Source organism: archaeon (assembly GCA_016432545.1).
Lineage (GTDB): Archaea > Thermoproteota > Nitrososphaeria > Nitrososphaerales > Gagatemarchaeaceae > UBA183.
The window spans coordinates 374,458-399,956 of record CP066694.1 but is presented as its reverse complement, the minus strand read 5'-3'; the positions used below and the strand labels follow the sequence as shown (position 1 = coordinate 399,956).

The following is a 25,499-nucleotide window of genomic DNA, read 5'->3' as shown; positions in this document are numbered from 1 at the left end:
GTTATATCAGAAGTACGGTCGTTGCGCCCTCGATTGAACACGTCGGGCCTCGCCAAGGTCCAAGACCTGCACGCTCGCCCGTCCGATGAAGTGTTGTCCCTCGTCCGAGCGATGGGCAAGATGGGCGGCTTCATGGCCCCTAATCTCGAGAAGATAGCGTCGACTCTGGATTCGATGCAGACGACCGGTTGCACAAGGTTCCTCTCCTTTCCCGCTGACATAGTGGCCACGGGGGCTCGGGGGTTGTTGATCGACCTTGTCAAAGGGGGGTTCGTCGACGCGATAATTACGACGTGCGGTACCCTAGACCATGACATCGCTCGGACCCTTGGGTCCTACTATCATGGGAGCTTCGACTTGGACGACGCACGCCTCCGCAGGGAGGGGTTCCACAGGCTCGGCAATGTCCTCATCCCTCTAGACTCCTACGGCCCCGCGATAGAGAAGTTCCTGCGACCCGTCCTCTCCCGCCTCTACAAGGACGGGACGCACTCCACTACTACAGAGTCCTTGTGCAAAGAAATCGGCCATGAGCTCGGCTCTGCGCACTCTCTTCTCTACTGGGCTCAGAAAAGAGAGGTCCCTGTATTCGTGCCAGGCATCACGGACGGGGCAGTCGGCTCCCAGCTGTGGCTCTTCGCGGAGAGACACCGCGACTTCGCGGTGGACCTCATGGGCGACGAGCGCCGCCTGTCAGACATCACCTCAGAAGCGAAGAAGACGGGCGCCTTGGTGATTGGTGGGGGGATATCCAAGCACCACCTGATCTGGTGGAACCTCTTCAGAGGGGGCCTGGACTATGCCTGTTATGTCACCACGGCGATGGAGTACGACGGGTCCCTGAGCGGAGCCCAGGTCCGAGAGGCCGTCTCGTGGGGCAAGGTGAAAGTGAAGGCCGCCCAGGCGACGCTGTACGCAGAAGCCACCCTTGTGCTGCCCTTGATCGTCTCATACCTCCAGACAAGGTCGGCCAAGAGAAAGCCGGCCAGCTCCCAGAATCGCTTATAAGCCGAAATCCGAGGCGCCTTCAGAGTTTGGCGCTGGACTACGCAATCATCGCCTTAGGCGTCTCATTCATCGCGCTACTCTATGCCGGAATCCTCTGGGCGTACCTGAGAAGGCAACCAAAGGGTTCAGCCAAGATGACCGAGATCGCAGAGGCGGTCAGGCAGGGTGCCGCCGCCTTCCTCGGAAGGGAGTACAAAGTGATCGCGCCCATAGCTGTGGTCATAGTCGTACTGATCTTCGGTCTGATCGACCTCCCCGCCCGCACTGGCGGAGCGACCGCCGCCGGGTTCGCCCTGGGCGCCGTCCTCTCAGCAATCGCTGGATACGTCGGGATGGCGGTCACAGTAAGGACCAGCTCAAGGACCGCCGAAGCGGCAAAGCAGGGCCTCGGAAGCGCACTGGCCCTGTCTTTCAAGGGCGGAGGAGTGATGGGGATGACGGTCGTGGGCCTTGACCTCCTAGGACTCTCGGCATACTATGTCCTCTTCTCTTCCACGATCGTTACGCAGCCTGCAACCCTCGCAGGTCTTGGCTTCGGAGCGTCGCTCATCGCTATGTTCATGAGAGTCTCGGGCGGAATCTACACCAAGGCGGCAGACGTCGGAGCAGACCTCGTAGGCAAGGTCGAGGCCGGGATCCCTGAGGACGACCCTCGAAACCCGGCCGTCATCGCGGACAACGTGGGGGACAACGTCGGCGATTGCGCGGGCATGGGCGCGGATGTCTACGAATCCTACGTCGTTACTGCCATAGCCGTCATGATCCTGGGCGCCTTGCTCTTGTCAAAGGGTGGCTCCGCTTCTCTCCTCCTCTACCCCCTCGTCCTAGGTTCTTCGGGCATCATAGGCGCCATCGTGGCGAGCTTCTACGTCAGAAAGTCTATCAAGTCAAACCCTCTCCGGGCCCTCAACGTCACTCTTCTGATAGCGGCGGCCGTCGCGATACTGCTTGACTACTTCCTGGGTCAGGCCCTCTTCCAGAACTCCACGCTCGGTACCTATCTGTTCGCCAGTGCAGGAGTGGGAGTCATAGTGGTCGTCGCCATCGAGAATGTGGCAAACTACTACACCTCCTACGCGTACTCGCCGGTCAGGGAGATCGCCGAGTCGAGCAAGACCGGCGCCGCCACCAACTTCCTGTCAGGATTCTCCACGGGCCTCACGAGCACCGCCCCCTCAGCCCTGGTCCTCGTAGTCGCGATACTTGTCTCGTACTTCATCGGTTTCGAAGCCTCCGGCGGCGACCAGCTTACCGGCATCTACAGCACGGCCGTCGCTACCATGTCGATGCTCTCTCTCACCGGCGTCATCATGTCGATCGACTCATTCGGCCCTATCACCGACAACGCAAACGGGATAGTGGAGATGGCAGGGCTGGACGCCTCGGTCCGGGCAGTCACAGACGAGCTGGACGCGATCGGCAACACGACCAAGGCGACCACGAAGGCCTTCGCCGTCACTTCGGCGGCCCTCGCTGCCGTGGCCATCTTCGAGGCGTTCCAAAACGAAGTCAGCAATGTGATAAAGGCTGGAGGGGCAGCGGTGGTAAGCAGGTACTCGGCGCACTTCGTGAACGGACAGCTCGTCTTCTCCCTCTCGGACCCTTACGTAATCGTCGGGCTCCTGATCGGGGGCCTCCTCCCGTTCTACTTTTCGAGCTTCCTGATCAAGGCGGTCGGGAGAGCTGCATTCACCATCGTCAACGAGGTGAGGCGCCAATTCAAGGAGATCCCCGGGATCATGGAGGGCACCGCCAAGCCCGACTACGCGAAGTGCGTAGACATCAGCACTTCAGCAGCGATCCGGGAGCTCGCCAAGCCGGGGGCGCTCGCCGTCGGAACCCCCCTGGTGGTCGGCTTCGTGCTGGGCCCCCTGGCGCTCGGAGGGCTCCTCATAGGTAGCGTAGTGTCCGGCGTCTTCCTAGCTTTCCTGATGACCAACGGCGGGGCAGCATGGGACAACGCCAAGAAGTATATCGAGACGGGCCAGTTCGGAGGGAAGGGGTCGGACGCGCACAAAGCTGCGGTGATGGGCGACACAGTGGGAGACCCATTCAAGGACACGGCCGGCCCGGCGATCAACTCTCTAATCAAGGTGGTCAACACGATATCGATAGTCTTCGTCTCGTCGATAGTCCTCACCGCCCTGTTCGTCTAGGCGCCCAGAAGAGAAGGTGGGTGTGGGACTCCCAGCGAAAGGGAATCCCTCCCTTGCGCTCTCGGACCCACGTGAACGCGCTCACTGACGGGTATCACTGCAGGCGCGCGCGTAACCGCTCCGCCAACCCACCGCAAAAGTGCCTCGACTACTCGAGCTAATTATGCCTTCGACGGGCGAGCCCCCAGACCCGACGAAATCCTCCAAGTCGGGTTGATGCTACCAAAGCTTATAACCGCAACTCGGTCGAAGCGGCGCTGTAAGCGATGCTTCAGGGTCTGCTTTCGACCACCCCTCCAACCACCGCCACCTTCGACTTCCTGCTAAACTGGTATGTGTTCTTCGGGACGGGGGCCGCAGTCGTAGTGATTGCGATGCTGGCCTTCTTCATGATCAGGTACAGGTCGAGGGGAGATCAGGAACCTCCGCTCGAGCACAAGACCGAGGGCTGGAAGATTGTCCTCGTCACTGTGCTGATCAGCATCTCCGTGCTCAGCGCCGCCGAATATCAAACATTCGCGGCCTTTGGCAACATTGAGATCCCCGCTGCCTGCACGCAGACGCCCAATCAGTGCGTACAGATCCAGGTCAGCGCCTATCAGTGGGGATGGAGCTTCACCTACCCCAACGGCAGGTCTGTGTCGAACAACCTTACGGTCCCGGCAGGCAAGATAATCCTGCTCAACGTCACTACGAAGGATGTCTTCCACACTTTCGGTATCAACGTTCTTGCTGTGAAGGAGGACGCCATAGGAGGGAAGACCAACCAGCTCTGGTTCATGGTGCCCGACCCCGGCTTCTACAAGAACGCCATCCGGTGCTTCGAGTTCTGCGGCTTCGGGCACGCCAAGATGTTCGCCAACCTCACCGTCGTCAGCCAAGGTGCCTGGGACGCCTGGCAGGGGCACTAAAGATGGTCCAGTGGTGGATTAGCCGCTGGCTGTACACGACCAACCACAAAGATGTGGGGATTCTCTACTTTTTCACCTCCCTCTACTTCGGGTTCATAGGAGCCATCCTCGCTATGCTCATGAGGGTTCAACTCTCGGTCCCTGACAACACCTTCCTCTCGTCGGCCTACTACAACCAGGCCTTCACCATGCACGGGCTAATCATGATCTTCTGGTTCCTCTCCCCGGTCGCGCTGGGGCTGGCCAACTACTTCGTCCCTCTCCAGATTGGCGCGGCTGACCTTGCATTCCCGCGACTCAACGCAATGAGCTATTGGCTTTACTTGGCAGGGGGGGTCCTCGCGGTTCTGAGCTTCTTCGTCCCCGGGGGGACGGCTGATGCCGGGTGGACGACCTATCAGCCGCTCGCTGTCCTTTCACAGGGTACGGGGCCGACCCTTGCATACTTGGGGATGGTCCTCCTCGCGGTCTCGGTGACACTGGGCAGCGTGAATTTCATGGTCTCGATTATCTGGCTTAGGGCCCCAAGCATGACACTCTCCAGGCTGCCGATGTTCACCTGGTTCATGCTGTTCACAATCATTGCGATGCTCTTCGCCTTCCCTACCCTGATCGCGGCTTTCGTCCTAGCCTCGGCGGATAGAATCTTTGGTACAGTCTTCTTCACTTCTACAGGCATCCAACCCTCCCTGCTTTGGGACAACCTCTTCTGGTTCTTCGGTCACCCAGAGGTGTACATCGTCCTGCTCCCCGGCTTCGGGATCATTGCGAACATTCTGCCGAGTTTCACAGGGCGCCCCCTCGCCGCCAGAAACGCGATTCTGGTTGCGACGGGCCTTGTCGTCATCCCCCTAAGCTTCGGAGTCTGGATGCACCACATGTTCCTCACTGGAATTCCAGTGTCGCTTCAAGGAGCGTTCAGTATCGCAACTATAGCGATATCGATTCCGTTTGACGTGATTACCCTATCGTTCGTCGAGTCTTTGATCAGGGGGAGGGTCAAGTTCGCGACTCCGATGCTTTTCGCCCTTGGGGGAGTGATACTCTTCATCATTGGAGGGATTACGGGAGTCTTCCTCTCTTCCCCAGTTTTGGACAGAGTCTTCAGGGGCTCATACTTCGTGGTGTCCCACTTCCATTACGTGATGGTAGGTGCGGCGATCTTTGGGATTATCGGAGGGATCTACTATTGGCTTCCGCGGATGACCGGACGGATGTACAACGAGAAACTCGGCAAGTGGCACTTTGTAATCTCGTTCGTAGGTTTCAATGTCCTCTACTTCCCAATGAACTTCCTCTACGACATGCCGAGGCGATACTTCACCTACCAGAACGTCGGCGACTTGTCCATCCTCAACGCGATAGCGTCGGTTGGGGCGTTCGTCTTTGCCGGAGCTCAGATACTGCTGGCTGCCAACCTGCTCTACACCTGGTTCAGGGGTCCAGTCGCTCCGGCCAACCCGTGGGGTTCGCCTGACCTCGAATGGACCTCGCACGTTGAGGGACTGACCCCTGCGGCCGAGGGCGCCGCCCCATCGGCGGGATGGATTGGGCAGCTCTCAGCCTCCTCGCCGGCAGCCTCTCACTCTCTCGTCGCGGGAGAGGGGCACTACGGCCACTTGAGCTCCAGGCCCATCCAGCTCTCCCTAGGGGCGCTGGTCTTCCTGATCGGAGCCGCCTTCTACCCGGGTCTTGCCGGGCTGCCACTGCTGCTCGTCGGGGCGGCCATAGTCGTGTACTCTTTCTGGGGCTGGGGGAGGGATGACCTCCGTGGCAAGTTCGTGATCCCCGCCGAGCCGGTCGGTGACAGGTGGCCCTTCGCAGCGATCCCCAAGATGAAGCTCGGGATGTGGGTCTTCCTGTCATCCGAGGTGGTCCTCTTCGGGAGCTTCCTTGGAGCGTACATCTTCATTCGCGCCGCCGCTCCAGCCTGGCCGGCCGCTGGAACCATCCACGAAGTCCCCCTTGGGACCTTCAACACCCTCGTCCTAGTCACGAGCGGCTTGACGATGTTCCTGGCTTTGCAATCAATTCGCGGCGGCGATGTGAGGCGGTCCCTCGGATGGATGGGACTCACCTTCGTCCTTGGCGCGGTCTTCATGGGGGTCAAGGTGTCTGAGTGGGTCAACCTTGGGGCCTCGGGCTTCGTCTTGACCGACCCGACAACTTCGCTGGCTGCCAGCGCGTACTACATCATCGTCGGGCTCCACGGCGCCCACGTGACTGCCGGACTGCTCGTCATGGCCTACCTCATGAAAAAGACGGCCATGGGGACCTACTCAAAGGACTCCCACGAAGCGATCGAGAACTTCGGGCTCTACTGGGCCTTCGTCGACATCGTGTGGTGTTTTGTCTTCCCCCTGTTCTATCTGCTATAGGGTGGAATGATGAAGACCATCGTGGCTCTCGGCGTCTGGGCGTACATGGTGCTCGCCGTCATCGCTGAGTCTGCCTCTTTCTACAGTCACTTGGGATTCGCAACTGTAGCCACGGTGGTGACAGTCCTCGCCACCAGTCAGGCGATTGCGATAGTCCTGTTCTACATGCAGCTCAAGGACGAGCCGGGCTCCCTTCGCCTTTTCGCGCTCATCCCGATCATGTTCCTGTCCGCGCTCCTGATAGCCATGCTGGCATCTCTAGGGTGATTGGAATGGAGACACAAGAAGAACCGTCGAAGCCCGGGCGCGGATTCCTCCTCACAGTGGGGGTCGTGATGATACTTGTAGGCGCGCTCATCGGCGCCGAGCTCGCGGTCCCGCTCCAGCCGGGCCTTGGCGGGAGCAACCCCCCTCCTGTCGGGGGCTCCGTTCTGATGCCGGTGGGCGTCGGGTCTAGTCTCCAGCTCAACTTCGCTCCAAGGGTGGTGACGGTCTTCCTCGGGGTCAACGACACGGTGACCTTCGTCAACGCGGACAGCGCCAAGCACACGGTAACTGCGACCGACCACAGCTTCGACTCCGGCGACATCGCACCCGGTGCGAAGTGGGTCCACAAATTCACGGCCGCAGGGAACTTCACCTACTTCTGCCTCTACCATCAGTGGATGCAGGCGAAGGTCGTTGTGAAGGACCCCTCGACGAGCGGAGTGGCGCTTGGGACCATCCCGACGGGGACAGGGTCGAACACCAACCTGGGATTCAGCCCGAAGGCACTGAACCTGGTCTCAGGGGTCAACAACACCGTGATATTCAGCAACCAGGACACAGTCAAGCACACTGTCACCGCGAGCGACGGGAGCTTCGATTCAGGTGACATCCTCCCAGGGGGCACATGGAGCCACACCTTCGGAGTCGGGAGCTACTCTTTCAAGTGCATCTACCACTCCTACATGACTGGAAGCGTCGTCGTCAAGGCGCCCTGAGCCCCTTTGCTTAATTACGGCCGTATTGCTCTGTGAACTCTAACTTGGCGGAAAAAGACGACGGAAACGTCTTTCCGGGCAACTGGGACGTGGTCTCCGAGACGCTGCTCAGGACCTACGAACTCTGGTTCCCGCAGAACTGGAGCCCGGTCGACCTGCCGTGGGAAGAGTGCGACGCCAAGAACTTCTCTTCCGACGAGGCCGTGGCGCAGGCCTACTGGCTCTCCAAGCTCGCCCTCTTCGAAAAGTCCGGCATTGGAGCCTTCGGAGCAGCCGCGGTCCAGGCCGCGACGCACGACTTCGAGGATCCCACAAAGAAGTTCCTCTCTGCGGTCGCCTTCGACGAGTGCCGACATGACGAAGTCTGCCGCAGGGCGTGCGCTCGCGTCTGCCCCAACTTCCCCTACAAGTTCAAGCCCAAGACCACGCTCGAGGAGAAGGCGTTAGGCAACATCACCGCCCTCTACGAGAACGGACGCCGCTACTGGAGCGCCTTCAACCAGGCATGGGGGAAGTATCCGCTAGAACTCATCTTCTCCAGCTTCTTCTTCGCGGAGATAGGGGCGCAGCTGATCTTCAAGGAGGTCGGCGAGCGTTCGACCAACAAAGTCTACTCCTCGGCATTCAGGAACATAACGAAGGACGAGTCCAGGCATCTCACCGGGACCCTTGCTATGCTGGAGAGGCTCGCGGAGAAGATGGGCGACGAGCAAAAATCGATGATTTCTCGTCAGCTCAAGCACGGATTCATCTATCTCTCTCCCCTCCTCTTCCGGCCGATGGAGGACTTTTGGAAGCTGCCTGGCGATTTCTTCGAGTACGACCAGAAGCTGGAGGCGCTCGCAGCAAAGTCTGGCCTCGGCGTCCCGAAGGTGGAGGACCGCTCAGAGGCATGGATGAAGGCGATAACCCGGCACAGGTCCAAGATCGAGGAACTCGGGATTCAGGTCCCCGAGATCAAGGAGATAGGCGTCGAAGGGCTCGAAGTCACCGTGAACAAGGGCGACGAAATCATCGCAACGCCCCTCTAGCTATTCCCTAAGCAAAAGAAGCGGCAAGGTCAGCGCAAGTGAGAGGGCGGCTCCTCCTCCCCACGCCGCCCAGTACCCCACCCTCTCTACGAGAAACGAGAAGACAAGGGGCGGCCAGAAAGACCCGAAGAGGCCGATGCAATTGACCCAGGCGATTGCGAGCGAATCGTACTTCTCGCCAGCGGTGTTGAAGTCCCTCGCTGCGGCGAAACCTACTGTGAAAGCCACGCTCGAAGCGACGCCTAGGAGCACTGCGGCCGCTGCGACTACGGCAAGAGTCTCTATGGAGCTCAGCGCGACTGCAGCTACGACCCCGAGGTTCGAGACCAGCATGAGGAGTCCGGGCTTGCCGACCCTGTCATAGACCCGGCCGCCCCAGAGGGTAGAAAAGATTGCAACTCCGTACACCGATCCTCCCACCAACCCCGCGACGGCCGGGTCTACTCGTACGGTGTTCACCAGGTAATAGACGGCGAAGCTTGAGAAGAGCGTGACCCCTATGTCGGTCCCCAGGATCCCAAGGCCGACCAGGACGAGACGCCTGTCGCGCAGGACCGATCCCAGTTTCGAATAGATTTCCCCGGGGATTGCCCTTGCGTCGCCACCCGGGACTAGGAAGTAGACCAGAGCCCCGGTCGCCACTCCCAGCCCCCCGCTCAGGAAGAGGCTCGACCTCCACCCGGTCACGGTAGCGATCACAATCCATGCGAAGAGGCCGAAGATCCCGCCGACATCGAAGGCAGAGTTGAAGAGTCCTGCCGCCATCCCGGACTTCCTCCCGGACATCAGAGTGGCAACCAGCACGACGGCCGGCGCGAAGACGAAGGCCATCCCTGCCCCGACGACCAGCCTGAACGTGGCCACCTCGACCAGACTCCCAGAGGCTGAGGTCCCGATCGCGGCGGTCGAAGAGAGAAGGACCCCCAGAGTGACTATCTTCTTGGGGCCCCACTTTGCGGCTAGGAGCCCTCCAGGGACCTGGAAGATGCCGAGCCCCAGATAGAAGGCCGAGGTCAGGATCCCCAGCCCGCCGACGCCTCCGCTCAGGTCCGGTCCCATCAGCGTGTAGACCGCCCCGATGTTCAGCCAGTTGACCGCGTAGACTATCCGCGCTGCCACCAGGGCCCCTATCGCGGTCTTTGACCCTCTGCTTCCGAACAAAACCCAAAGCTCTCCCGGCGGAGGCGCGTATAATTGCGTTCCGCCGCCCCCTATTGGCGAAATCTACCAGAATCATGCCTATTGGGGAAGGAGGAACCACTTCAGCGCTCGCAGGGGCAAAAGGGCCCCATTCCCTTCAAAGACGGCAGACGTCCCATCCTCGGGGCCTCTCCTCGATTGACAAACGGGGCCAGCCAAGACGGTAAGGCGGGGCAATCCCCGACCTTTCTGAAATCTCCTTCCCTTCTCCTACCTAGGCGCAGGGCTTCTTGGTATCCCAATCGCCGACAAACCGGCGCCTAGGCCTGAAAAACCCCATTTCGAGCCGTTTAGGTGATGTTTATATATCATTTCGAGCGAATTGGGGCCGAGGAAACTCGCAGATGGTCACTGGATACTGCGTGTACGAGAAGAAGAAGAACCGGGAGATCAAGAATCCCAAGCAAATCAAACTGAAGAATGGCCGGCCTGCCATCAAGGGAACGTGCGCCTCCTGTGGCAAGCAAATCTTCAGAATTGGAAAGCTGAAGTAGATTCTACTCTCCCGTTCCTTTTTATTTTCTGAGTATTGACCTACACTGGTCGCCAAATTGCTGAAGCTCTTTAACAGCCTCGGCCGTTCGCTCGAAGAGTTCGTCCCGTGCACAGATGGTGAGGTCAGGATGTACACTTGCGGCCCGACTGTCTGGAATTACGCGCACATTGGAAACCTGAGGACCTTCGTCTTCGAGGACGTCCTTAGGAGATATCTGAAGTTCAAAGGGTATAAGGTCTTTCAGGTGATGAACATCACCGACGTCGAAGACCGGATAATCAAGGGGATCAAGGAGACCGGCAAGCCGCTCGCAGAACACACCAGATTCTACGAAGCTGCGTTCATGGAGGACCTCGCCGCCCTCTTCGTTGAACGCGCCGAGAAATACCCGAGGGCGACTGAACATGTCCAAGAGATGGTCGCCCTGATCAAGGTCCTGCTGCAGAAGGGATTTGCGTACACCGCGCCCGACGGCTCGGTCTACTTCAGCGTCTCCAAGTTCCCGTCCTACGGCGCACTGTCAGGAGTAAGGCTCGACTCGCTCAAGTCAGCCGGAAGGGTCTCGACAGATCACTACGAAGAGAAGACAGAGGCCGCGGACTTTGCGCTCTGGAAGTCCTGGGACCGCGATGACGGTGACGTCTTTTGGGAGACGGAGCTCGGAAAGGGCCGTCCGGGCTGGCACATCGAGTGCTCTGCCATGTCGATGAAGTACCTCGGCGAGTCCTTCGACATCCACACGGGTGGGCTGGACAACAAGTTCCCACACCATGAGAACGAGATAGCGCAGTCCGAGTCAGCGACCGGAAAGAAGTTCGTGAAGTACTGGCTCCACTCGGACTTTCTCAGTGTAGAGGGTGCGGAGATGCACAAGTCGGTAGGGAACGTGGTCTACCTGAGGGACCTGGTCAAGGAGGGCTGGTCTCCGAGAGTCGTTCGGACGTTCTTGATCTCCTCACATTACCGCGACCGCATGGACTTGACAAACGCGGGTCTCGCCCAGGCGAAGGCCCTGCGGGAGAGGCTCCAAGAGTTCTCTAGGCGCCTCGAATCCGTGAAGGGAACATCAGGGAGCGACGGCGGAGGGCTGGGATCGGAGATGGCGGGAGGTTTCGAGGAGGCAATGGACCGCGACCTCAACGTACCCGAGGCCTTGGCTGCCATCTTCGTGGTCGCGAAGAAGACGAACCTTCTGATAGATGGCGGGAAGCTTTCTGAACAGTCAGCCGGAGAGGTCCTTGGCGCCCTCCGGAGGGTCGACTCGGTCCTCGGCGTCCTCGACTTCTCCCCCCAAGAGCTGACCTCGAAGGAAGCCGCCCTTCTAGCCGCGAGAGAGGAGGCTCGGAAGAGGCGCGACTTTGCGGAGTCGGACAGGCTGCGCAAGGAGCTGCTCTCGCTGGGAGTGGTCGTGGAGGACACCCCCAAGGGAACCCGATGGAAGAAGCCATCAAGTGGTTAACCGCAAGTAGCAAATCGCTCAACTTCGGTAAATCCTGTCCATATTATCTTCCCCCGCGCATGGAGCAGCATGACCTCAGCGGTCGAGGCCCTTCCGGGTCAACAGGGGAGCGTGCGCTCGTCGTACCTCCGTTCTCCCGTCTCGTTGAGCTTCGGCGGCTGCAGGGCGACGCTCGCCCCCGACGGGTCCATGCTCTCGTTCGACTCGAGGAGAGAGAGGAGGGCGCTCTTCGGCTACGAGGGTCTGCGAATCTTCAAGCTCCAGGCCGGCGTGGTCGTCCAACCCCAGAGACTAGACTGGTCGCTGCGCGTCTCTCCAGCCGGTTCGCAATTCGCGGCCAGGCTCTTCGATTCTGTCGAGGTCCTCCAGTCCGTCACCTTCTTCGTGGCAGGGTCCGGATACCTGAGGAAGCTGAGGCTCAAGAGCCTCGCCCAGACGGCCCTGAAGCTCAGGGTCGTGGACTTGGCTGACCCGACCTGCGCCAAGCTTGGGGGAGGAGCCTACGGATGGGGCGCGATCGGCCTCAACGCCTTCAACCGGGGAAGTCACGTGGCCATGGACGAGCTCGCGGACCCCCCGGCAGCCCGAGTGGTAGGGGCCGTCCCTCAACCGTCCAGGTACTACATGACTTCCGACAAGACGGGGGCGCTTGACGCCGCCTCCGCAGGCGAGCTCCCGGACTCGACCGCAGGGGCTTCCGGACAGGTCCTGATCCTCTCTCTCCACGACCTCGAGCTCCAGCCCGGCGAGGCGAAGGAGATACTCTTCGCCTTCCTGTACAACCCCGCCAGGCTCGAGGACGCGCTCAGGGACTTCGGCAGCATCCAGGCGGGGGAGACCTCCGGGCCCCCCGCCCGAGCGGAGTTCGCGTGCTCAAGCCAGCAGGTCTCTGATGCCTTCCAGTGGGCGCTCTCGGCGCTCGACTCGCCCGAGGCCATCGACTACGACCTGGACAGATACGAGGTAGGGAGAGCGGTCGGAGTGGTCGACCGGGAAGCGGGGGCCACTCTCTCCGGGTCCTTCAAGAGAGCTCTTGGGAGGGAAGGCTCGGTGCCTCACTCCGACGATAGGGCTCGGAGCGGCATCCTTGAGACTTCCCTACTGCTTCAGGCGCTCTGCGCTCAAGTGCTCCAGGCTCAGGACCGGAAGGCCTCGAGACCCGTCTACCCGGCGATCAAGAAGGCCGCAGGCTTCCTCATGGCCGTCTCCAAAGGCTATTCTGTCAAGTGCGACCCCAGCGTCGCGAACGGCTGGCGAAGACATCTCGGCAGAGGATATCCCACAGGTGAGGTGCCTGAGGTGACTCTCGCAGTGTCAGGGGCCCTATTGGCCGCATCGCAGTCGGCGCGGAGCCTCGGCAGATCAGACGACGCCGGCAAGTTCAGGGAGAGGTCAGAGATGATTGCCGACAAGGTCAAGAAGACGCTGGTGGACGAAAGGGGATTCCTCGCGCTCTGCCTCGACCCGTCGGGGCGGCTGAGAGCCGACGAGTGCATCGACATGGCCGTCGCTGCCTACAGGGCTCCAGCCTTCGGAGCCCAGGCCGCAGCCCACAGGGCCATGGAGAAGGACTTCGAGACCCCGTTCGGTCCCAGGACGGTGCCGACCTCCAACCAGGTCTACTTCGATGCTTCTTACGGCCACGGACAGCTTGGTGGCTTTTGGACCCGCGCTGCCCTTGCCCACGCGGTCGTCTGCTACAGGACTGGCCTCTCTGGAATCGGAAGCCTCGCCGTGCAGAGGACTGCGAAGCTCGTTACAGAGGACTACCTCAGGCTGGGCGGCTCACCCGGAGAGTTCCCCTATTGGGTGGACGTCGAGGCCGGCCAGTCTCACGGGGACGGCTCCGACCCCGTCGCCGCGTCCAGGTTTGCTGAGGCCCTCCTCGAAGGCGAAGTGGGCCTCTCCTTCGGGCCGGACGGGGCCTTCTTCGCTCCCCCGCCCGCCTCGGGCATCAGCTGGGCGCTCGCCAGTCGGCTCTGGGCGGGAGAGCCGGTCAGCCTGTTCGTAGGGAGGGGCCAGGGCCAGCCTGCGGTCTTCCTGGCAGCCTCCAAGGCGACTTGCAAGTCAGGGACAAGATTCGCGAAGTCTGATCCGCTCCCATCCCCCGCCAGGGGAGTGACTGCCATGACCTTCTACGGTCCAGGACAGGTCATCTGCCTCGGGAGCTCCTCGCCCACGCAGGCGCGCGTCACAGTCAGGTTCTCTCCCAGGGCCCAAGACCTGACGAGGCATTTGTCGGCTTCCCTCGAAGCCTTCGACTCAGCGAAAGGCTCCTGGTCCAGGGTGGGCTCTGTCAGGGTCCTGCCCGCCATGAGCTTCGAGGCGACCCTCGCTCCCGGGGAATGGAAGGCCTTCCGACTCTCGACAAGTTAATAATCGAACCGGGGCCCGAACGCTGCGTTTGTCGCGAGCCTCGGTCACTGCCAACGGAGGCATACGTGTAGAGATCGGAGAGAGGACGTTCTCGCTGGACCCGAGCAGGCCCGCCAGGGCGGATTTCACTTTCGTCTCTCACGCTCACATCGACCACATGCACGCACCCTCGAGGACTGAGCGCGTGATCGCGTCCGGAGCCACAGCAGAGCTCGCGAAGGCGAGGGGGTTCGACCTCGGGGACGTGCTCGAAGAGGTGGAGGGGGTCGAGCTTCTCGACTCGGGGCACATACTCGGGTCCCGTGCCCTCAGGATCGGCGACGAGCTCTACTACACGGGCGATGCTTCTGGCCGCGAGCGCGGCTTCCTAGGCAAGTGCAAGGCCCGGCGGGCGAGGGTCCTTGTCATGGAAACGACCTACGGGCTCCCCGAGTACGTCTTCCCGAGCCTTAGCCGCCTTGTCAAGGACGTCCACACGCTGATTGGGGAGTCCTTCGACAAGGGAAGGCCGGTCGTGCTGATGGGCTACCCCCTCGGGAAGGCGCAACTGCTCTCTTACTACTTCTCGAGCTGGGCGCCTCTCTACTATCACGAGCGCGTCTCCGCGATGAACAAGATCCACGTCAAGCACGGGGTGGACCTGAAGTCGGGAAGGACCTTCGACCCTGATCGGGACCACGAGAGACTGCCGCGGGGCCCCTGGGTCATGGTCAGCCCGATGTCATCAGGAAGAAGCAACCTCATGGCCCACCTGAAAAAGAAGTACGGCGCCATATTGGTCTCCTTCACCGGGTGGGCGGTCAATTCTGGGTACGGGCGTTCGATGGGCTCGGACTACACGTTCCCTCTGAGCGACCACTGTGACTATCAGGAGCTCCTCGAGCTCGTCCAGGCAGTCTCCCCGGAGGTCGTCTACACTGTGCACGGGTTCGCTTCCGAGTTCGCAGCAGACCTGAGGCGGATCGGCTTCGCTGCCAGGCCGCTGGCGGAGGACCAGTCGAGGCTCTCGAACTACCCGAAGGTCGCTTAGCCCATTAAATACTCCCTTGGGCGTGCGGGCACTCGCCTTTTGCACTCCGAGGAGAAGGTCGCCGTGGGCGTGGCCGCCCTCTACGTAGCCAACATCGCGACCCTCGCCTTCAACACGCTCTTCCTCGTGCTCCTCACGAACGCCCTCCGCACAACTGCGGAGGTCGGGTTAGTCTCCCTCCTCAACCTAGTCGTGGTCGGGGCGGCCACCCTCTCTGTCCTGGCTCTCCCTGTGACCGGCGCCGGAGTAGCCGCGACCCCCCCCGCCGTGACGCGCTTCCTTTCAGAGTACATCAGGGACGGGCTCTCTTCCGCCAGGAGGGTCTACTTCGCCTCGCTGGCGATCTGCGGAGCTGTCTCCATGACGGTCTTCCTCGTGCTGGCCTACTGGCCGGTTCCTGCTTTCCTCGCGGGCCCTGCCGACGGCCCCGTGGCATTCTTCGCAGGAGTGGACGCGGTTGTCTTCTCCTTCGGGCAGCTAGGGGCCTACGCGATGCTCGGGGCGGGCAAGGCTACCGGAGCGGGCAAGGCGATCGTAGTTTCGAGCGTCGCGAGATATGCCATCGCATCTGCGTTCCTGTTCTCGGGGTCCGGCCCTTCCGGGGTCTTCATCGGCTTCGCCATCGGAGACTCGCTGCTCGCTGTCTTGACCAACGCCTCTGCGGCCGGCGCCGTGCAGCACCTGGTCAAACCGGGGCCTAGCATGCGCCCGGTCCGCAACTACATGGCCTCGGTCTTCTTCGCTGCGGTCATGGGCCTTGCCGTCTCCCAGACCGACAAACTGCTTGCATTCTTCCAACAGGGCCTCGGGAACCTGGCAGTCTACAACGTGGCGACAGTCGGGGCTGCCGTGGCGTCCTTCGCGCCCAGCGCGGCGACCAACGTCCTGGTGCCTGCGCTCAGCAGCTACTCTGACCGGGACAGGAAGAAGGAGATGCTCAGGAGGTACACGCGGTACATCAGCCTCACGGCGATACCCACTGGGTTCGCGCTCGCCGCTGTCTCGCCCTTCCTCCTCAGGATCTTCGGGGAAGCGTATGTTTCGGGCTGGCCCCTGCTCTCAGTCGTCGCCATTTCGATATCATTCTCTTCGATTGCCTCTGTCTACTCTGCCAGTCTTCTTGTCGATGACCGCGCCCACCACTTTACGCTCAGCACCCTGGCGGCCCTCGCGGTCCTCGTCCTCGTTTCGCTGACCACTGTCCCGGTCGTCGGCCTCCTCGGGATCGCGATAGCCAGGGGGGCGATGCTCTTGTCCATGACAGCGGCCGTCGCCTTCTTCGTCCATCGCAGCGGGATGCTCGTCCTTGATTCGCTGGCTTACCTGAAGTCCCTGGGTGCATCGGCGGCGATGGCACTCCTCGTCTTCCTGGCCCTGTCAGTGGGGCAGAGGGAGGGGCTCAGCTCGAGGGGAGCGACGGTCGCCTCTGCGGTGGTGATGCTCCCGGCCGGGCTGCTCGTCTATCTTCTGATTATGAAGGCGTTGAAGGGATTCAACCAGACGGACATGGACTTCGTCGATACCCTCCTGCCCAGGTCGATGAGGTTCGTCTCCCGCCTCGCTCGCAAGCTGCTCTAGCCGACGTCCACGAAGATCGGGCGCCCGTCGAGGTCTTCCTCGTGCCACTTCCGCCCCACGGAGCGTTCTTCCATCAGCTCTACCCTCTTCGCCCGCACAAGGAAGGCGATCTGTCCGCTCCTGGCCCTCAGGACCGAGACCTCCTCGGGCTCCAGCCCAGCCACCGCCACCTCCCCTAGCGTATCGGTCGGTAGGAACCCCCTCTCCTTTCTGAGGGCCTGTAGCCTCCGCGCGACATCCCTCACCAGGCCCTCGGAGATCATCTCATCGTCCCTGTCCTTGGCAACGGCCACGAAGACTCCACCTTCTTCTCCCACTTCGAAGCCCGCCCTGGCACGGACGACGAGGTCGTACGCCGACAGTGGGACCCTAATCGAGCTCCCGCCCGCTCCAATTGTCACCGGCCGGGACCCGGAGTGGGCCCTCAGCGCCTCGTCTGCCTTGAGGACCTTCACTAACCCCAGGACCTCCCTCGTCCTCTCCTTGAAGAGCGCCCCTATCCTCGAGGTGTTGGGCTTGAGCTCGAAGTCGGCCGGGAAGTCTGCTGCAGAAGGGCACAGGGCCATCGACTTCGCGTTGCAGAGGGTGAGCACCGCCGCCTTCGAGCCTTCTACGGCGCGCTTGCTCCTGCTGGGTGCCAGCAGCTGGATCCTGCGCAGCGGCCACCTCCTCTTCAGCCGGGCCCTGGTGCGGGCCGAGTTGCAGGCCTTCTCCACGAGGAGAGCAAAGTCAACCGCTGCCTCTGCCCCGCCTCTCCCTACACTAGCTCTCTGGATGGGTGGGGAGGCCAACAGTGGAGCGTCCCACAACCTACCTGCGAAGAGTTCCTGGTAGAGGTACTCGGTCGCGAACGGAACTAGCGGGTGCAAGAGACGGTCGCCCGACTCCAACAGCCGCCCGAGGACCGCGTATACCGACAGTCGCCGGCTCCGGTTCTTTGGTTCGTCGTCCCAGAGCTCCCCTCTCACGAGCCGGACGTACGTCTGGCTCAGGCGCACTATGACGAACTCTTCCAGCGCCTTGGCCGCTTCGTTGAACCTTCCCTCCGCATAGGCTGCCGAGGTCTCCACCTCCACCTTCCGGAGCTTGGCGAGCGCCCACCGGTCTACCTGGGTCAGCAGCCGCTTGGAGGTCGCCCACCCGAGGTGATGCCTGGCACCGTCGTAAGAGTCGACCCTGCGGTTCTGGTCGAGGTACAGGTGAAGGTGATAGAGGGTGTTCATGACCTGGTAGGGCCTCCCAGCCATCTCGCCGATCGAAAGGCTCACAGAGTCTTCGGGGGACGCCTTCGACGCGACATAGAATCGGGTCACGTCCACCGAGCCCTGCCTCAGCACCTCTAGCCCCTGGAGGACGTTCCCGAGGCTCTTGCTCATCTTCTGCCCCTCTTCGTCGAGGACGTGCCCTTGGAAGAGAAAAGCCTTGAAGGGTGCGATGGGGCGCCCGGAGAAGATCACGTTGAGCACGAGCAGGGTGTATGCCCACCCCCGCGTTTGGTCTATGCCCTCTGTGAGGAAGGGGACCGGGACGAGCCCCTTGTACTCGGCGTCAGTCATCGAAGAGTACGGCGCAGACCCGCTGTTGTGCCAAGTGTCGAGGACGAAGGGTTCTCTCTCGGCTTCTCCTCCGCACTTCGGGCACTTCAGCAGGACCCTGTCAATCCAAGGCCTGTGAAGCTCGAAGTCGGGGCCGTCGGGGAGGCTCGAAGCCAGCTCGACTATCCTCTTCCTAGAGAAGGCACCGGTCTTCTCGCCGCAGGTCCGGCAGACCCAGACAGGCAGCGGAGTCCCCCAGACCCTCTCGCGTGTGATGCACCAGGGGGGCGACTCGGCGATGAACGAAAGGAACCTATTTCGCGGCGACTCGAAGTAGTATTCGACCGCCGAGGCTGCCTTCTTCAGGTCTCCCCTGAGCCTGTCGACCCAATAGAAGTACTCGCGGCGGGCCAGCCAGACGAGCCTGTGCCCTGACCTCCAGCAGACCGGATAGTCGTGGACCAGCTCCCCGGCGGAGATCAACGCGCCAGCAGCCTCAAGGTCCTTGACGACCTTCGCGTCGGCGTCCCTTGCGAAGAGCCCTGCGTATTCTCCGGCCTCGGCTGTGAATTTGACCTGGTCGTCGAAGGGCGAGAAGATTGGCAACCCGCGCTTGGTCGCGACTGCGAAGTCGTCCTCGCCGTTGGCGGGGGCCATGTGGACGAGCCCCGTCCCCGTCGTGGTGTCCACGAACTCCTCTGCGACGACTCTGTGGATCTTGGGCTTCAGCTCGGGGCTCGCGAAGCCAGGGACCTTCCCCATGAGGGGGTGCTCATACCCCAACCCCTCGAGCTCCTTGCCCTTGACCTCTCGGACTTTCTCCCCGAACTTTATCCCCACTTCCTGTTCGAGCGCAGCCTTCCTCTCCGAGCCCACGATCCAGGTCTCCTGCCCCACCTTGACATACTCGTAAAGGGCCTCTGGTCTGACGCCGACGAGTTCGTCAGTGACCACAGTGAACGGCATCGTCGTCCAGAGCGCGAGATACGAACCGTCCGCAGTTCTGGCCTTGAAGTATAGGCTCGGGTCCTTGAGCTTCTCGTAGCCCCCCTCCACGACCTCGGCGTGGCTCAGGGCCGTCTGGCAGCTCGGGCAGTAGGGGACGACTTTGAAGCCCTCCCCGAGGAGTCCTCTTTTCCATGCCCTCTCGAGGTACCTCCACTCCCTCTCGATGTACCCGTCCCTGTAGGTCATGTAAGCCCGGTCGTGGTCTATCAGCAGTCCCAGGAGCCGGTCCGCCTCTACCCAGTCGCCCTTGTACTTCTCAATCAGCTTCTTGCAAGCCTCGACCAGTTTCTCGACCCCCACCTTCTTCAGGTCTTCCCACTTGTTCCCAGAGAGGCCCATCTCCTTCTCTGCCTGCAGCTCGACAGGGAGACCCTGCGTGTCCCAGCCTCCGCGGAAGACGATGTTCTTGCCTTGGAGGGTCGACCACCTGTACCAGATGTCCTTCATCATCCGCCCCCTAACGTGCCCTACGTGGGGCTGATTGTTCAGGGTCGGCGGGCCTTCGACGTAGCCCAGCGGCCTGCTGCGGGAGACCCTCCTGGAGATCTTTGCCTTTGCGGCCGGGTCCGCGTAGAAGCGCCTTACCTTCTCTTCTATCGATTTCCAGTCGTATTCGGGAGTGAGTGGTGCCTTCTTAGGCCGTCGGGATAATTTTGCAATCACTCAACGCGCCACGACCGGCGCCCTGACAGCGATTTAACCGTATCACGTCCCTTTGTAGAGCCTCGCCGCGAGGGAGTCGGCGAGCCCGGCCTTCCTTATCTTCTCTGCAGAGGTATTCACGTCGTACTCGACCCGAAAGTTCCTGACCTCGTAGTGACCACCTTCGAATGACAGGACCGAGTAGGACGCCCTGGGGTCTCCGTCTCTTGGCTGACCCACCGAGCCGGGGTTGAAGACCAAGCCCCCACCCCCTTCCCAGGCGTAGGGGAGGTGGCTGTGTCCGAGGCCAATGATCTTCACGCTGAGCTTTCGCAGGTAGTGTTCGAAGACCTGCGAGTGGGTCGAGGGGTCGACGTACTCCCAGAGGGGGTCGTCGGGGCTCCCGTGAGCAAGATACGAGTCGATCCCTCCCAAGTTCGACCTGACCTGGGAAGGAAGTCCCGCAATGAACTCACGACTGGCGGGGGTCAGCTTTGTCCTGGTCCAGAGCGCTGCCATCGCGGCTCTCGAGTTGAACCCCCCGACGTTGCCGGTCAGGGCTGCTTCGTCGTGATTGCCCCTGAGGCACCGGGCACGCCGAGACCGCAGGAGGTCCACCACCTCGTTTGGGCTCGCCCCATAGCCGACGAGGTCCCCCAGGCAATAGACATCGGCCCCGCCTGCCTTTTCCAGAACCGCCTCCAGCGCCTCCACGTTCGAGTGCACGTCGGAGATGAACGCAAGCTCTTCCAAGACTCCCCAAGGAAGACCGGATGCCTTTAACGATGACTGGACGCTCGAGCTCTGCAGCTCTCCCTACGAAAGAATTCTTAGTGCGGTTTGTGAACTTAATTTCACTACCCCCCAGATAGAGAATTTCACAGCGTATCAAACTCGAAGCTATCCATGTCTGCGTTCGCAGGTAAGTGGGAAAAGCAAAACAACCAGGGGCTCGGTAACAGGGTCAAGGATTCTGTAAAGAATCCAGGTCCTCTGAAGCCGAGGCTCGATCTAGCAGTCCGACAAATCCAAGTCCAAGTCGCCAAACTCGACTCAACATCCACCAAACTCAGAGAGAGGGACAATTCGATCTTTGGAAAGGTCGTAAGCTCTCTACAGAAACACGACACTCAGCACGCGTCTGTATTCGCAAACGAGCTGGCCGAGATCAGAAAGATGAACAAGATGGTCACACAGGCCAAGCTCGCGCTCGAACAGATAGTGCTCAGACTCAACACCATCACGGAACTCGGTGACATAGTCGTCACCCTGACTCCGGCAATGGCAGTCATACGCAACGTCAAGCAAGGCTTGGTGGGCGTTCTGCCAGAGGCGGAGAGCGAGATCGGTGAAATCTCTGGATTGCTGAGTAGCATCCTGGTAGACGCAGGGACAGTCGGTGGGTACTCGCTGAACTTCGAGGCTGCAAACGAGGACGCGGAGAAGATCCTAGCCGAGGCATCCGCGGTCGCGGAGCAGCGCATGAAGGAGAAGTTCCCCGAGATACCGACCTCACTGCCTTCTGCAGAATCCGGGACAGAGACCAGCGCCTATTAGAGTCGGGAACTTAGAAGTTCCCGGTCTCTTTTTCTTTTGGACCAACGGTCGGCTCGTTTGCCCGCGACTGGCACCAGAGCGGACTCTCGGCCAGAAAGTCGTGCAAAGAACAAACTTTCACTCGTTGGTAGTGAAAATCTTGACTAAGGCTGTGATTATACAAACGCAACTTTTAAGCCGAGTACTTGTCCTCCCGTGCTCCTCTAAGGTTCATCGGCCTGGGCAGAGAAGAAAACGTGAAGCCAAAGATCGCTTCGACCATCAAGGAGATCGAGCTTCACAGAAGGGAGCTGGAGAACCTGAGGGCCAAGCTCGAACAGAGGCGGAAGGCGCTCTTCGAGACCACCGTCAAGGCGATGGTCGCAAAGGACAAGTCGAAGGCGGCAGTCTACGCCAACGAATGGGCCGAGCTGAGAAAGGTGGGGAAGGTGGTCTACGCCAGCGAGCTTGCGCTCACCCAGGTTGTCCTCAGGCTCGAGAGCATCGTCGACGTCGGAGACGTCATGATGCACATGAGCATGGCCTTCAAGGTGCTCCGAAAGGTCAACAAGACAGTCCAGGGACTGGTCCCCTCACTCGACCAAGCCTCTGACGAAATCAGCAATGCCCTGACCGAAACGATGGCGGAGATGGGCAACGTCTCTCCCTCGATATCTCTCAACATTCAGACCGAGAGCGGGGAGGAACTCGTCGAGCAGGCTCGCAAGCTGGCTGAGGAGAGAGCCGAGGCCATGAAGATGACGATGCTCTCGCCCGTCCGGGTCCCGAGAAGCGAGGAGGAACTCGAGGAGAGAGTCCCACTCCTCGCAACTGGGGAAGATGATGACGACGACGCTTCAATCCTTGGTACTCTCTACAAGTCCCATCCGCAGGGCGAGGTGGAGGAGCAGGTCCTCCAGTACGCCGCGATCCACAACGGCGCCGTGGACATCGCCGACGCCACTACTGTGCTGAAGATGCCCACCGACGACCTCGAGCAGGCGATGTTGAAGCTGATGTCCGAGGGCAAAGTCAAGGTCAACGAGTCCGGGGGCTCTGAGAAATGAGCGTAGTAGCTGCGAAGGAGCTCGAGGACGACGCAAAGAAGTACGCCTCTGAGGCGATCAGGCTCGACTCCCAGGGCGCCCATGGCATGGCCATCCAGATGTACCAGAAGGCAATCTCGACCCTAGTCAAGCTAGTCCACCTGTACCCCGACTACAGGCTCAACAAGCAGTACACTGAGCGGGCTATGGCCTACCAAGAAAGGGTCAAGGCAATCCAAGCCGCCCACGGCCTCCTCCCACAGGACCAGTCGGAGCAGGAAGGTCCGGGGAGAGGCTCAACATCGGTCATTGCTGGAGGCAAGGGCCCTCAGGTCGTCCAACAGCTGAAAGCCTCGTTTAGCGAACTCGTCATCACCGAGAAGCCAGACGTCAAGTGGGACGACGTGGTCGGCCTCGAGGACTGCAAACAGGCCATCAGGGAGTCGATAGTCTTCCCGTTCCTCAGGCCGGACCTGTTCAAGCTCGGCTGGCCGAGGGGCATCCTCCTCTACGGCCCTCCTGGATGTGGCAAGACCATGATCGCGGCCGCGACCGCTGCCGAAATCGACGGCTACTTCATCTCAGTGGACGCGGCCTCGATAATGAGCAAGTGGCTCGGGGAGGGGGAGAAGAACGTCTCGAAGCTCTTCGCGAACGCGAGGAAGATGCTGGCGGACAACAAGCCGGTGATCGTCTTCGTCGACGAAATCGACTCGCTTCTCGGCACGAGAGGACAGGAGGTGGGCGGGGAGGTAAGGGTGAGGGACCAGTTCCTTCGAGAGACAGACGGGATCAACGACAAGGGGAAGAACCTCCACCTCTACGTGATCGGCGCGACCAACAAGCCGTGGTCCCTCGACCCACCCTTCCTCAGGAGGTTCCAGAAGAGGATCTTCGTTCCTCTTCCAGACAACGAGGCGCGGATGTCGCAGTTCAGGAACTACACTGCCCCCCTGACCCTCTCCGACGACGTGGGACTCGCCCTTCTGGCGAAGCTCAGCGAAGGATACTCGGGCAGCGACATCAAGGACATCTGCCAGGGGGTACAGCTCAGGGTGGTTAGGGAGCTCTTCGAGACCGGGAACTTCCTCGACAAAGGGACAATGACCAGGCCCATCAACGTAGCAGACTTCAAAGAAGTGATGCGCTCCCGCAGGCCGTCGGTGTCGCCAGAGATGGTCCGGGCCTACACGCAGTGGTCAGAGAACTTCAAGGCGCTTTAAGCTCTTAACTGCGGCCGGGCGACCTATTGTCAGTGCGCGATCATCTCTCCCCGGCGCAGCTAAAGCAACACATCGGCCAGGCTGTCACGCTCGAGGGCTGGGTCCATGACATCAGGGTCCTCGGAGGGATCAGCTTCCTCCTGCTGAGGAACTCGAGCGGGATAGTCCAAGTTGTGCTGCCAAAGAAATCGGTACCCACAGAGGTCTTTGAGCTGGTCGCCTCCCTGCACCAAGAAGACGTGGTGTCAGTCGCGGGGACCGTCAAGGAGAACAAGGAAGCGAGAAACGGAATCGAAGTGGTGCCCGCCGAGGTCCTAGTGATCTCGAGGTCTGAGGTCCCCCTCCCTCTCGACCCGCGCGGGGTGACTCCCGCCGCCCTTGTTACGCGCCTGAAGTGGCGCTCCCTGGAACTCAGGCGCCCTGAAGCAGCGGCCGTTTTCAAGGTCGAAAACGCAGTGGTTGCAGGCTTCGAGTCGTACCTGAGAGGAGCAGGCTTCATCCGTGCCTTCACCCCGAGCATCATCGGAGGGGTCTCGGAGGGCGGCTCTGAGGTCTTCAAGATCGATTTCTACGGGAAGGACGCCTTTCTCAGACAGGACCCCCAGCTCCACAGACAGCTCACGATAGTGGGGGGATTCGACAGGGTCTACGACCTCGGCACCAACTGGAGGGCCGAGCTTTCGCACACTCCTAGGCACCTTAGCGAGCACCGAACGATCGCCCCCGAGATGGCTTTCATCACTGACGAATCGGACACGATGCGAATACAGGAGGCCATGGTCCTCGCTGGGATCAATGAGGCTGCTCAGGCCTGTCCAGATGAGTACGCCCTCCTGAAAGTTGACCCTGCTCTTCCCAAGACGCCCTTCCCGGTGGTCGCCTTCCCCGAGGTCTACGACACAATGAAGAGCCTGGGACGGCCCTTCCCGAAGGGACAAGACATCGACGACCCCTCCCTCCGCGCGCTCGCAGAACGTGTTAAGGAGGAGACTGGGTCGGACTACTTCTTCCTCAACAGGTTCCCTTCTAGGGTCAAGCCGTTCTATGTGATGAAGGTCGATGAGGACCCTGAGTACGCCCGTTCGGTCGACCTCGTCTACAAGGGGCTCGAGCTCTCCTCGGGCGGGCAGCGGGAGCACCGCCACGAGAGGATAGTCTCACAGATCTCGGAGAAGGGGTTCAGCCCCGAAGCTCTGGAGTGGTTCACGGAGCCGTTCAGGTACGGCGTACCGCCCCACGGAGGCTACTCCTTCGGCATCGAGAGGTTCGTGGCCTATCTCCTGGGGATCCAGAACGTGAAGGAGGCGGCCCTCTTCCCCAGGGATCCTGAAACACTCCAGCCTTAGGGGCCGGAGTCAGTCGGCTTTCACAAACGAAGACCAGACCGGTGTCGAGGAGGGAGGTCTTTGAGTGGTGCGTCTGCGTCTCTCCTAGGTGAGATGCAACCCCAGATTCAGACTATGCCCAACGAGCGTCCTTCTGCGGTTCTATTTCTGGAGCTTGATTTCTATGGACGAGACATTGCTCATGTCGCCGCTCACTGTGCTCTTGACTTGCTCCGTGTTGATGGAGATGCTCTTCACAGTGATGTTGGTCGCGAAGCGCTTTGTCAGGACCTGAGCCACGTCGACTGCCCTCGAAATCGCCCTTCCCCTGGCCTTGACGGTCACCGAGTCAGTGCCGTTGTTGATCTGGGTCAGGCAGGCGAGTACGTAGTTCATGGTCGGCTTCTTGCCCACAAAAATGGTGTTTGGTTCGCGTGGAGGCTGTTCCTCTCCTTGTGTTTGCATGAAAACTTCAGTCCGCAGCTCATTATATTAGCGTAGTGGACGAATTGTCTAGCAGGAGAAGGTCTGGCGGACCCGAGCTCGGAAGCCTTAATCCCCCTCTAAAGTCGAGGGCC

At 60.9% G+C, this 25,499-nt stretch carries 20 protein-coding genes and 1 tRNA gene; 16 read left to right on the top strand and 5 right to left on the bottom strand.

Features of this window, described 5'->3' with window-relative positions; translation table 11 throughout:
• Nucleotides 1-66: 66 nt before the first annotated feature.
• Together HY247_02195 and HY247_02190 are read left to right on the top strand one after the other, a co-directional pair.
• On the top strand, nucleotides 67-1,008 hold the full coding sequence (locus HY247_02195; protein ID QQG49527.1) for a deoxyhypusine synthase: 942 nt from the start codon (nucleotides 67-69) through the stop codon (nucleotides 1,006-1,008).
• Between the two features lie 26 nt (nucleotides 1,009-1,034).
• On the top strand, nucleotides 1,035-3,164 hold the full coding sequence (locus HY247_02190) for a sodium-translocating pyrophosphatase (GenBank protein QQG49144.1): 2,130 nt from the start codon (nucleotides 1,035-1,037) through the stop codon (nucleotides 3,162-3,164).
• A gap of 14 nt (nucleotides 3,165-3,178) precedes the next feature.
• Here the strand turns inward: HY247_02190 and HY247_02185 are convergent.
• A tRNA-Cys gene (locus HY247_02185) sits at nucleotides 3,179-3,297 on the bottom strand.
• Between the two features lie 133 nt (nucleotides 3,298-3,430).
• On the opposite strand from HY247_02185, the gene coxB reads away from it, so the two are divergent.
• From coxB to HY247_02160, 5 genes are read left to right on the top strand one after another with little or no spacing between them, the layout of a single operon-like run.
• Entirely contained in the window at nucleotides 3,431-4,075 is a 645-nt protein-coding gene (gene coxB / locus HY247_02180; protein ID QQG49143.1) for a cytochrome c oxidase subunit II, read from the top strand.
• Nucleotides 4,076-4,077: 2 nt separating this feature from the next.
• Nucleotides 4,078-6,453, top strand: coding sequence for a cbb3-type cytochrome c oxidase subunit I (locus HY247_02175; GenBank protein QQG49142.1), 2,376 nt, complete (start codon nucleotides 4,078-4,080; stop codon nucleotides 6,451-6,453).
• A 6-nt stretch (nucleotides 6,454-6,459) separates the two neighbouring features.
• The gene (locus HY247_02170) at nucleotides 6,460-6,720 is read left to right on the top strand and encodes a cytochrome C oxidase subunit IV family protein (GenBank protein ID QQG49141.1); all 261 of its coding nucleotides are present in this window, start codon (nucleotides 6,460-6,462) and stop codon (nucleotides 6,718-6,720) included.
• Between the two features lie 5 nt (nucleotides 6,721-6,725).
• Nucleotides 6,726-7,436, top strand: a complete 711-nt coding sequence (locus HY247_02165; protein QQG49140.1) for a cupredoxin domain-containing protein — start codon at nucleotides 6,726-6,728, stop codon at nucleotides 7,434-7,436.
• Nucleotides 7,437-7,480: 44 nt separating this feature from the next.
• Nucleotides 7,481-8,467 carry a hypothetical protein gene (locus HY247_02160; protein QQG49139.1) on the top strand — a complete coding sequence of 329 codons (987 nt, stop codon included), beginning with the start codon at nucleotides 7,481-7,483 and terminating at the stop codon, nucleotides 8,465-8,467.
• Here HY247_02160 and HY247_02155 read toward each other — a convergent pair whose 3' ends face one another.
• Nucleotides 8,468-9,628, bottom strand: coding sequence for an MFS transporter (locus HY247_02155; GenBank protein QQG49138.1), 1,161 nt, complete (start codon nucleotides 9,626-9,628; stop codon nucleotides 8,468-8,470).
• Nucleotides 9,629-10,011: 383 nt separating this feature from the next.
• Between HY247_02155 and HY247_02150 the strand changes: the two genes are divergently transcribed.
• From HY247_02150 to HY247_02130, 5 genes are all read left to right on the top strand, one after another.
• Nucleotides 10,012-10,161: a hypothetical protein gene (locus HY247_02150; protein QQG49137.1), complete on the top strand. Its 150-nt coding sequence runs from the start codon at nucleotides 10,012-10,014 to the stop codon at nucleotides 10,159-10,161.
• Nucleotides 10,162-10,218: 57 nt separating this feature from the next.
• On the top strand, nucleotides 10,219-11,622 hold the full coding sequence (locus HY247_02145; protein QQG49136.1) for a cysteine--tRNA ligase: 1,404 nt from the start codon (nucleotides 10,219-10,221) through the stop codon (nucleotides 11,620-11,622).
• A gap of 69 nt (nucleotides 11,623-11,691) precedes the next feature.
• Nucleotides 11,692-13,998, top strand: coding sequence for a hypothetical protein (locus HY247_02140; protein ID QQG49135.1), 2,307 nt, complete (start codon nucleotides 11,692-11,694; stop codon nucleotides 13,996-13,998).
• Between the two features lie 28 nt (nucleotides 13,999-14,026).
• A complete protein-coding gene (locus HY247_02135) occupies nucleotides 14,027-15,028 on the top strand; it encodes an exonuclease (protein ID QQG49134.1) in 1,002 nt (333 codons plus the stop codon).
• Between the two features lie 39 nt (nucleotides 15,029-15,067).
• Nucleotides 15,068-16,606 carry a polysaccharide biosynthesis C-terminal domain-containing protein gene (locus HY247_02130; protein QQG49133.1) on the top strand — a complete coding sequence of 513 codons (1,539 nt, stop codon included), beginning with the start codon at nucleotides 15,068-15,070 and terminating at the stop codon, nucleotides 16,604-16,606.
• Here the strand turns inward: HY247_02130 and HY247_02125 are convergent.
• Together HY247_02125 and HY247_02120 are read right to left on the bottom strand one after the other, a co-directional pair.
• Complete coding sequence (locus tag HY247_02125) at nucleotides 16,603-19,812, bottom strand: class I tRNA ligase family protein (GenBank protein QQG49132.1); 3,210 nt, start codon at nucleotides 19,810-19,812, stop codon at nucleotides 16,603-16,605. The two genes, HY247_02130 and HY247_02125, sit on opposite strands and share 4 nt — an antisense overlap.
• Nucleotides 19,813-19,854: 42 nt before the next feature.
• On the bottom strand, nucleotides 19,855-20,544 hold the full coding sequence (locus tag HY247_02120; GenBank protein ID QQG49131.1) for a metallophosphoesterase family protein: 690 nt from the start codon (nucleotides 20,542-20,544) through the stop codon (nucleotides 19,855-19,857).
• A gap of 153 nt (nucleotides 20,545-20,697) precedes the next feature.
• Between HY247_02120 and HY247_02115 the strand changes: the two genes are divergently transcribed.
• The 4 genes from HY247_02115 to aspS all read left to right on the top strand — a co-directional run bounded on the left by HY247_02115 (nucleotide 20,698) and on the right by aspS (nucleotide 24,942).
• Nucleotides 20,698-21,348: a hypothetical protein gene (locus HY247_02115; protein QQG49130.1), complete on the top strand. Its 651-nt coding sequence runs from the start codon at nucleotides 20,698-20,700 to the stop codon at nucleotides 21,346-21,348.
• 185 nt (nucleotides 21,349-21,533) lie between these two features.
• Nucleotides 21,534-22,394: a hypothetical protein gene (locus tag HY247_02110; GenBank protein ID QQG49129.1), complete on the top strand. Its 861-nt coding sequence runs from the start codon at nucleotides 21,534-21,536 to the stop codon at nucleotides 22,392-22,394.
• Nucleotides 22,391-23,596, top strand: a complete 1,206-nt coding sequence (locus HY247_02105; protein QQG49128.1) for an AAA family ATPase — start codon at nucleotides 22,391-22,393, stop codon at nucleotides 23,594-23,596. Before HY247_02110 ends, HY247_02105 begins: the two co-directional genes overlap by 4 nt.
• 32 nt (nucleotides 23,597-23,628) lie before the next feature.
• Nucleotides 23,629-24,942, top strand: coding sequence for an aspartate--tRNA(Asn) ligase (gene aspS / locus HY247_02100; protein ID QQG49127.1), 1,314 nt, complete (start codon nucleotides 23,629-23,631; stop codon nucleotides 24,940-24,942).
• A 141-nt stretch (nucleotides 24,943-25,083) separates the two neighbouring features.
• Here the strand turns inward: aspS and albA are convergent, their stop codons facing one another.
• The gene (albA, locus tag HY247_02095) at nucleotides 25,084-25,386 is read right to left on the bottom strand and encodes a DNA-binding protein Alba (GenBank protein ID QQG49126.1); all 303 of its coding nucleotides are present in this window, start codon (nucleotides 25,384-25,386) and stop codon (nucleotides 25,084-25,086) included.
• Nucleotides 25,387-25,499 lie beyond the last annotated feature (113 nt).